Source organism: Pseudomonas batumici, from assembly GCF_000820515.1.
GTDB lineage: Bacteria > Pseudomonadota > Gammaproteobacteria > Pseudomonadales > Pseudomonadaceae > Aquipseudomonas > Aquipseudomonas batumici.
On record NZ_JXDG01000053.1, the window covers coordinates 112,720 to 119,005 of the forward strand.

General features: G+C 57.5%; 7 protein-coding genes. 4 read left to right on the plus strand and 3 right to left on the minus strand.

Going from position 1 to position 6,286, the window contains the following annotated elements; translation table 11 throughout:
• Nucleotides 1–192: 192 nt before the first annotated feature.
• Together UCMB321_RS19575 and UCMB321_RS19580 are read left to right on the plus strand one after the other, a co-directional pair.
• Nucleotides 193–2,187, plus strand: coding sequence for a polysaccharide biosynthesis protein (locus UCMB321_RS19575; protein WP_040070024.1), 1,995 nt, complete (start codon nucleotides 193–195; stop codon nucleotides 2,185–2,187).
• A 113-nt stretch (nucleotides 2,188–2,300) separates the two neighbouring features.
• Nucleotides 2,301–2,639, plus strand: coding sequence for a ComEA family DNA-binding protein (locus UCMB321_RS19580; RefSeq protein ID WP_040070027.1), 339 nt, complete (start codon nucleotides 2,301–2,303; stop codon nucleotides 2,637–2,639).
• A 58-nt stretch (nucleotides 2,640–2,697) separates the two neighbouring features.
• On the opposite strand, the gene UCMB321_RS19585 is transcribed toward UCMB321_RS19580, so the two are convergent.
• Nucleotides 2,698–3,258: a TetR/AcrR family transcriptional regulator gene (locus UCMB321_RS19585; protein WP_040070029.1), complete on the minus strand. Its 561-nt coding sequence runs from the start codon at nucleotides 3,256–3,258 to the stop codon at nucleotides 2,698–2,700.
• A 166-nt stretch (nucleotides 3,259–3,424) separates the two neighbouring features.
• On the opposite strand from UCMB321_RS19585, the gene UCMB321_RS19590 reads away from it, so the two are divergent.
• Together UCMB321_RS19590 and UCMB321_RS19595 are read left to right on the plus strand one after the other, a co-directional pair.
• Nucleotides 3,425–4,078, plus strand: coding sequence for a GntR family transcriptional regulator (locus UCMB321_RS19590; RefSeq protein WP_040070051.1), 654 nt, complete (start codon nucleotides 3,425–3,427; stop codon nucleotides 4,076–4,078).
• Between the two features lie 15 nt (nucleotides 4,079–4,093).
• On the plus strand, nucleotides 4,094–4,945 hold the full coding sequence (locus tag UCMB321_RS19595; RefSeq protein WP_040070031.1) for an urea carboxylase-associated family protein: 852 nt from the start codon (nucleotides 4,094–4,096) through the stop codon (nucleotides 4,943–4,945).
• A 28-nt stretch (nucleotides 4,946–4,973) separates the two neighbouring features.
• Here the strand turns inward: UCMB321_RS19595 and UCMB321_RS30255 are convergent, their stop codons facing one another.
• Together UCMB321_RS30255 and eat are read right to left on the minus strand one after the other, a co-directional pair.
• Complete coding sequence (locus UCMB321_RS30255) at nucleotides 4,974–5,141, minus strand: DUF2897 family protein (protein ID WP_084615110.1); 168 nt, start codon at nucleotides 5,139–5,141, stop codon at nucleotides 4,974–4,976.
• Nucleotides 5,142–5,263: 122 nt separating this feature from the next.
• Nucleotides 5,264–6,286 (minus strand): ethanolamine permease (gene eat / locus UCMB321_RS19600; protein ID WP_040070033.1); only part of this gene is annotated, 1,023 nt, incomplete at its 5' end.

Consider the following 6,286-nt stretch of genomic DNA (forward strand, 5'->3'; position numbering starts at 1 on the left):
TTGATTATTATCGCTTGCTTTGTATGTTGGTTTTTTCGTTCTGGATGGTTTGATCGGCTTGGTTATAGAGTATGTTCCCTTGGTGATTTTAGAGGTATGGTTTCATGTTGCGGTATTGAAGGGTTTTATGTGAAATTAATTTTTGTCAAGGTGGTTTTGCTTTGTAGAGTATAAAAGGTGTGCAACGGGATTATGGATAAAATACGAGAATATTTGTTGAGCCTTCCGCGTCGACGCAAGCGAATTTTGCAAGTTATTACAGACTTCCTGCTGGTCTGGATAGCCTTGTGGATGGCATTTGCCGTCCGCTTGGGCATAGATGACATGAAAAATCCATTGATTCAAAACTTTTGGTTATTTATAGCGTCTACGGTTATCGCGATCCCTCTTTTTGTCCGATTCGGGATGTACCGGGCGGTGATGCGTTACTTTGGTAATGATGCATTGATTGCAATTTTCAAGGCTGTCAGTCTTTCGGCGTTGATTCTTGGAGTGGTGGTGTACTGGTACAGCGACCATCAGCACGTCGTCCCTCGTTCGATCATTTTTAACTACTGGTGGTTAAGCCTGATGACGGTTGGCGGGCTGCGTTTGGCCATGCGCCAATATTTTCTGGGCGACTGGTTTATCCCGGCACAGCACGTTCCATTCACCAATCGTGACAATGGATTGCCTCGTGTTGCCATTTATGGCGCAGGTGCTGCCGGTAACCAACTGGTTGCGGCCTTGCGCATGGGGCGGGTTATGCGCCCGGTGGCGTTTATCGATGATGATAAGAGCATTGCCGATCGGGTAATTTCCGGTTTGCAAGTGTACAAGCCCAAGCACATTCAACGCATGATCGAGGCTACCGGAGCTGAAGAAATCCTACTGGCAGTTCCTTCGGCCAATCGTGCGCGTCGCCGCGAGATTCTGGCCTTTCTGGAAAGCTTTCCACTTCATGTTCGAAGTGTGCCCGGTTTTATGGATCTGGCCAGTGGCCGGGTCAAGGTCGATGATATTCAGGAAGTTGACATTGCGGATTTGCTCGGACGTGATGCTGTTCCCGCTCAAGAAGAACTGCTCGAACGCTGCATCAAGGGACGTTCGGTGTTGGTCACGGGGGCCGGCGGCTCAATCGGTTCTGAGCTGTGCCGACAGATTTTGGCGCTTCGCCCCACTACGCTCCTGCTTTACGAGCACAGCGAGTTCAATCTTTACAGTATCCTCTCCGAGCTTGAACAGCGTGTTGATCGAGAGTCACTGCCGTTGCGTTTACTCCCAATCCTGGGTTCCGTGCGTGATCAGGACAAGCTCCTGTCGGTCATGAAAACCTGGCATGTCGAGACGGTTTACCATGCGGCGGCCTATAAGCATGTCCCGATGGTTGAACATAATATTGCAGAGGGCGTGCTCAACAATGTGGTCGGCACATTGAATACCGCACAAGCCGCCTTGCAAGCAGGTGTTGCAAACTTTGTGCTGATTTCCACCGACAAGGCCGTGCGTCCAACCAATGTGATGGGCAGTACCAAGCGCCTGGCTGAAATGACGCTGCAGGCGCTCAGTCGTGAGTTCGCCCCCGTACTGTTTGGCGATCAAGTCAATGTATCGCGGGTTAACAAGACTCGATTCACCATGGTCCGTTTTGGCAACGTGCTCGGCTCTTCAGGCTCTGTGATTCCACTGTTTCACAAGCAAATAAATGCAGGCGGGCCACTGACCGTTACCCACCCGAAGATCACGCGTTACTTCATGACCATTCCGGAAGCGGCCCAGTTGGTCATTCAGGCCGGTTCTATGGGGCAGGGGGGCGATGTCTTTGTCCTGGATATGGGCGAACCGGTCAAAATCGTCGAACTGGCTGAAAAAATGATCCATCTCTCCGGCTTGAGCGTGCGTACAGACAAGAATCCTCATGGAGACATCTCGATTGAGTTCACCGGGTTGCGTCCGGGTGAGAAACTCTACGAGGAGTTGCTGATCGGCGACAACGTCGCCGCGACTCAGCATCCGATGATTATGAGCGCTCATGAGGATATGTTGCCATGGGATGTGCTCAAGTCCAGGTTGTATGAGTTGCTGGCTGCCGTTGAGAGCGATGATTACGTGCGCGTACGTCAAATGTTACGCGACACCGTGAGCGGCTACACTCCCGACGGTGAGATCGTCGACTGGATTTACCAGCAGCGCCGTATGGACCCCTGATCGTTACACACTTGGTAATGACGTGGTTTTTGACAGGCGACCCTCATCATCTAGGTTTGGAAAGCAGCTTCGGAAAAGCTGCTTTCCTATCACGATGTCATGGAGTGTCACTTATGCGTACAGGCCTTCTCTCTTCCTTCGCTTTCGCCCTGCTGCTGGGCATCACTGGCGTGGTCAATGCTGCTCCGACCGCAACCGCCAAGACCGACCCGGCAGCTCCCGCTTCAAGCCAGGCAGCCGCAACCGCCAAGCCCGGCAAGCTCAATCTCAATACCGCCGACGCCCAGACCATTCAGAGCGAACTCTCCGGTATAGGTGAAGCAAAAGCCCAGGCCATTGTCGCCTATCGTGAGGCGAACGGTCCTTTCTCTTCAGTGGATGAGTTGCTCGAAGTCAAAGGCATAGGCAAGTCGCTGCTCGACAAGAATCGCGACAAGCTTGATATCAACTGAATACGGTCATCGGGGGAAGGGGCCTTTCCAGTGATCGGCCTCTTCTCAAGGCGGCGTCTTATTCCACCTGGCCCTTCAAATGCGCTTTCGCTACCGCCAATATCTTCTGCGCCAACGCGTCGTCCTCGGCACTCCTGGATAGCACCAGCGCCCCCACCAGTGTCGCCAGCATGACAATGCTCTGGTCCTGTGCCTCCGGCCCCGACCCCAGCGCCTCCTCCACTTGCTTGAGCCGCGACTCGATCACCGTATCCGTCGTCGGGCTCGGTTCCCCTCGCTGTCCCAGCTCCAGGCACATGGTCGGTAGCGGGCAGCCGTGATCCGGGGTGGTCAGGTGCCACTCGGACAGATAGCTATCGATAAAGGCCGGCAGCGGCTTGTCCTGGCTGAACAGCGTATCGCAGTGCACATCCAGCTCGGCCGCCGCTTCCTGCAGCGCCTTCTCCACCAACTCATCCTTGGATTTGAAATGCGCGTAGAAGCCACCATGGGTCAGACCCAGCGCCTTCATCAGGGGTTGCAGGCCAGTCGCGCCAATACCATCGCGTCGAAAGCGGGCGGCGGCCTCCTTGATGATGCGTTCGTGGGTCTGGGCTTTGTGGTCTTGCGAATACCGCATGGCGGGCTCTCCAAATCGTTAAGCCATGATAACCGTGACTTATGGACGACTTGTCATGTTTTTTCAGGTGCTGCAGAACGAGTGGAGAAAAGCATAAGAAACAGATGTGGCACGAATAGTGATTACCCATTGTTCTACGATTGTTGAACAATCCGAGGCGATGATCATGAGTGCACAGCTGTCCCTGGCCGACCAGATTACCCTGGAGTTGCGCGCCGACATTATCGGCGGTCGCCTGCTGCCGGGCATGCCGCTGGTGGAGAACGATCTGGTCAGTACCTACAACGCCTCGCGAAACACGATTCGCGAGGCGCTCCACCGGCTTGGCCAGGAAGGCCTGGCGCGTTACGTGCGGAACAAGGGCGTGATGGTGCGACGTCTGGGGCGTGATGAGGTGCGCGACCTTTTCCAGGTTCGCCGCACCCTGGAGCTGCAGGCCATCGCCCTCAGCAAACCCCTGCGCGAATACCAATCCGACCGCATGCTCGAATCCATCGAGGCGGCCGAGCTGGCCCGCGAGCGCGAGGACTGGCGCGCCCTGGGTACCCACAGCCTGGCGTTTCACCAACATATCGTCGGTTTGATGCGCAGCCCCCTGTTCGATGAGTTCTTTACCAACATCGTCGCGCAGTTGCGCCTGGTGTTTTGTGCGGCACCCGATGAGCAGCGTTTTCAAGCACCCTGGCTGGCGCGTGACCGCTATATCCACGACCGGCTCGTCGAGGGCGACAAGCAAGCCGCAGGGGAGGCGATGAGCCTTTACCTCGACGATTCCGAGCAGATGCTGCTCGACTTTTTAAGCCGTCCTTCCCATCACTGATCGAGGATCTTGACCATGTACAAAGACTATCCCGCCGCCTATCAGGTCAGCAAAGGGTCGGCCTTGCAGGTGGACACCGCGTTCTACGAGCGTATTCGCGAGGAGAAAGACGCTCGTACGCTGATCGAGCAGTTCGAGGTGCCGATCCGTACCGGGCGGGCCTGGAAGGTGCCGGCCGGCCATGTGTTCCGGGTGACCACTCCGGTTGGCCCGCAGGTCGGTGATTTCAACGTCTGGAATGCCAACGACCCGCGCGAGCGCCTCTGGGGGGCACGGACCCGTCAGTTGCAAGGCGCTCACGTCAGTACCCATGACCGGCTCTGGTCGAACCTGCCGTTCCTGCGTCCTCTGGTCACCATCACCGACGACAGCCTGGCCGGCTACGGGATCGACGAGCATGGCGGGCGTCTGCACGATCTGTTAGGCACGCGCTGTGATCCCTATGTGAATCGGATGCTGACGGGGGAAGACTTCCATCATCACTGTCACTCGAACCTGACCCGCGCCGTGCTGCCCCATGGCTTGACCGAGTTCGATGTCCACGACGTGTTGAACATCTTCCAGTGCACCGGGCTCAATCATGACGACATGTATTTCATGAAGGCCTGTCCGGCGCAGAAGGGCGATTACCTGGAATTCTTTGCCGAGATCGACCTGCTGTGCGCGCTGTCCACCTGTCCTGGTGGCGATCTCTCATTACCGATGTGGGGCCCCGAGGCACAGGACCCGCTCAGCGTCTGTCGCCCGCTGGGGGTGGAGGTCTATCGACTGGAGCCGTCATTGCTCGAAGGCTGGAGCTCGCCTGAGCGAGCAGCCTACAAGGGCCTGCATGGCTTGCACATCGCCAAGGCTGACTGGGAGAAGTGAGAGGAGGGCATGCTTGCAGAGTGGACGATCAGCGATCCTTTGCATCCTGGGCGTCCATTTCGGCATTACGCTCCTGAATGCGCCGACGTTGTTCGTCGGTCAGTTCCACTTTGCTCGCGGTGTCGCGCAACATCATCAGGCTGCCGACGATGGAGCCGATGGCAACGACGATGATCAACCAGGCATACCAGGGCATGGGATTCTCCTTGATGGGCCGCTTGCGGATGAGCCTTTCATCCGCAAGTGTCGGCCCTTACCACTTTGAGTCAAAAAATTTCTCAGTGGTTCCATTGTAAGCCCGATCTGCCCGGATAGCCCTTAAAGTCCGGTCAGCATCGCATCGGCCGGTGCGGCGGCGCGCAGTTGTCCGGTCAACAGGAAGTAGAGGAAGCCCGCGGCCATGAAACCGAGGAAGATCAGGCCGATCAGTGTGTTGAACCAGGCCATCGCGATCAGGCACACCACCGCCAGGACCAGCGCGATCCCCGGCACGATCGGATAACCCGGGGCACGGAAGCTGCGCTCCAGGTTCGGCTCGCTGCTGCGCAGCTTGAACAGGCTCAGCATGCTGATGATGTACATCACGATGGCGCCGAATACCGACATGGTGATCATCGCCGCCGTCAGGCTCATGCCTTGCAGGTTGACCAGCCCGTCACTGTAAATCGCCGCGATGCCGATCAGGCCACCGGCAATGATGGCGCGATGCGGGGTCTGGAAACGCGACAGCTTGGCCAGGTAGGCGGGCAGGTAACCGGCCCGGGCCAGGGCGAAGAACTGCCGCGAGTAGCCGAGGATGATGCCGTGGAAGCTTGCCACCAGGCCGAACAGGCCGATCCACACCAGCATGTGCATCCAGCTGGAGTTGCTGCCCACCACGGCTTTCATCGCCTGGGGCAGCGGGTCGTTGATGTTCGACAGTTGGCGCCAGTCGCCGACGCCGCCGGCCATCACCATCACGCCGAGGGCGAGGAACACCAGGGTCAGGATACCGCCGACATAGGCCTTGGGAATGGTGCGCTTGGGATCCTTGGCTTCTTCGGCGGCCATGGCCGCGCCTTCGATGGCGAGGAAGAACCAGATCGCAAAGGGGATCGCGGCGAAGATGCCGGGGATCGAGTCGAGGCTGAAGCTGCTGGTCCCGGACCAGCCGTTGAGCACGAAATTGCTGAAGCTGAAGCCTGGCGCGACCACGCCCATGAACACCAGCAACTCGACGACCGCGAGCACGGTCACCACCAGTTCGAAGGTGGCGGCGATGCTCACGCCGAGGATGTTCAGGCCCATGAACACCACGTAGGCGCCGACGGCGGCGAGGCGTGGGTCGAGGTCCGGGTACTG